Here is a 2,007-nt window from a genome sequence, read left to right as displayed (position 1 = left end):
TCCACATGAAAAAATGCACCTCCAAATATTAAATATGATTATATCATATGTCTAACATTTGGGGTGCACTTCATCATCAAGGTTTATTGCCTTTTTTTAGTTATTTTATGAGAATCGTCACCAGTTAAAGGAGCTTCACTAGAAAAACCACACACTTCACCTTCATCATATTCAAAATCATTTTTAGGAACCTTTGCGGCTCTTTTTCCAGCCATAAATTATAAATCCTTTTTTTGCAGTTTATTAGAAGTATTTTTATGTTTATTCTTAAAAGATATATGGCTATTTATTAGAGATTCTATTAGAAATATTAATGACTAAAGGCTTAAACTCCTCAGCCAATTTATCTTTTGATAAGATATCTCCATTTTTACATATGTATATTGTTAAGACATGTAAAAAAAATAGACATAAATCCAATTGATATATTAAGGGACTTAGTTGCGACAACAGCAATATATAAGGTTTCATAAAAAAGAAGTGATTGGCATGCTTATTGCTAATAATAAAAGTAACACTTGAAAATAAATAAATTTATCAAGGAGGGAATTTATGGATAAAACGGAACGCTTATTGAAACACGTTGAAGAAAATAAACAGTATAAGCAGCAAATTAAAAAATTAAAGAATAAAATATTTTTAGCAAAAATACTTAAGTATGCACTAAGATTAAGCAACTTGCTTTATGTAGTACCAATCATTCTCATTCTCTTTATATTTAGAAATAATAGATTGATTGGCGCATTTATTTCAATAGCATATTTTTATACAATATGTATGCTGTTAAAGTTAGATGAAAACAGTAGAATTATGAGGTTTTTAAATGAATATTCGGATTCAGATTGTGATATTAAGATATATGAACAAGAATTAAAAATAAAGAACAACGAGTTGTATACTAAATCTCGTTAAGAAAGTAGGAAATTAACTCTTCAAAAAATTGGGAAACTCAATTTAGAAGAAGTCATTCTAAGAAATATAATTAAAGGTGTACAAAATATAGACATAAATAAAATTGATATATTTAGGAATTGATTACGAAAACCACAATATATAAGGTTTCATGGAAAAAATATGATTGGCATGCTTATTGCTAATAATAAAATTAACGGGAGTAGTAAGTGAACTAATATATATAACTTAATTTTTCCACAATCTTTAGTGCAATGCTATTTGCTATTTAAGAATAGGATATCTTTTTTAAAAACTTTTGTAAACAATTTCGTATTCCCATATGCATAGTGAAATATGTTTTCATTAATAGATAAGGTGGTAGATACTTAAAAATTAAATTTAAAAAATAAATAACCAAATTTGAAGGAGGTCATTAAAATGGAACTAAAAAATGTGATTCTTGAAAAAGAAGGACATCTAGCTATTGTTACAATCAATAGACCCAAAGCACTAAATGCATTAAATTCAGAAACATTAAAGGATTTAGACGCTGTTTTAGGAGATTTAGAAAAAGACAGCAATATGTATACAGTTATCGTTACTGGTGCTGGTGAAAAATCTTTTGTTGCTGGGGCGGATATTTCAGAAATGAAAGATCTTAATGAAGAACAAGGTAAAAAATTTGGAATTTTAGGAAACAATGTTTTCAGAAGATTAGAAAAATTGGATAAGCCAGTTATTGCAGCTATATCAGGATTTGCTCTTGGTGGTGGATGTGAACTTGCTATGTCTTGTGACATAAGAATAGCTTCAGTAAAAGCTAAATTTGGGCAACCAGAAGCGGGTCTTGGAATTACTCCAGGATTTGGTGGAACTCAAAGATTAGCTAGAATTGTAGGACCAGGAAAGGCTAAAGAATTAATATATACTTGTGATCTTATAAATGCAGAAGAAGCTTATAGAATAGGCTTAGTTAATAAAGTAGTTGAATTAGAAAGTTTAATGGATGAAGCAAAAGCAATGGCGAGTAGAATTGCAGTTAATGCTCCAAAAGCAGTTGCATATTGTAAAGATGCTATAGACAGAGGAATGCAAGTTGATATAGATGCAGCT

General features: G+C 28.6%; 3 protein-coding genes. 2 read left to right on the top strand and 1 reads right to left on the bottom strand.

All coding sequences use genetic code 11. The features are described 5' to 3' along the window. Window positions 1–83: 83 nt before the first annotated feature. Entirely contained in the window at window positions 84–215 is a 132-nt protein-coding gene (locus tag L1S46_RS26480; RefSeq protein ID WP_272904586.1) for a hypothetical protein, read from the bottom strand. Window positions 216–552: 337 nt separating this feature from the next. Between L1S46_RS26480 and L1S46_RS26140 the strand changes: the two genes are divergently transcribed. Together L1S46_RS26140 and L1S46_RS26135 are read left to right on the top strand one after the other, a co-directional pair. Continuing rightward, entirely contained in the window at window positions 553–912 is a 360-nt protein-coding gene (locus L1S46_RS26140) for a hypothetical protein (protein WP_238901432.1), read from the top strand. Between the two features lie 420 nt (window positions 913–1,332). Further along, a partial coding sequence (locus L1S46_RS26135) for a short-chain-enoyl-CoA hydratase (protein ID WP_238901430.1) occupies window positions 1,333–2,007 on the top strand: 675 nt, incomplete at its 3' end.

Source organism: Clostridium sp. YIM B02500, assembly GCF_022324665.1.
GTDB classification, from domain to species: Bacteria; Bacillota; Clostridia; order Clostridiales; family Clostridiaceae; genus Clostridium; species Clostridium beijerinckii.
The sequence above is the reverse complement of the archived record's forward strand: the minus strand, read 5'-3'. Positions and strand labels throughout refer to the sequence as shown.

Coding starts and splice junctions, on each gene's coding strand:
- L1S46_RS26480 (WP_272904586.1), bottom strand. CDS start 215: ATGGCTGGAAAAAGAGCCGCAAAGGTTCCTAAAAATGATTTTGAATAT.
- L1S46_RS26140 (WP_238901432.1), top strand. CDS start 553: ATGGATAAAACGGAACGCTTATTGAAACACGTTGAAGAAAATAAACAG.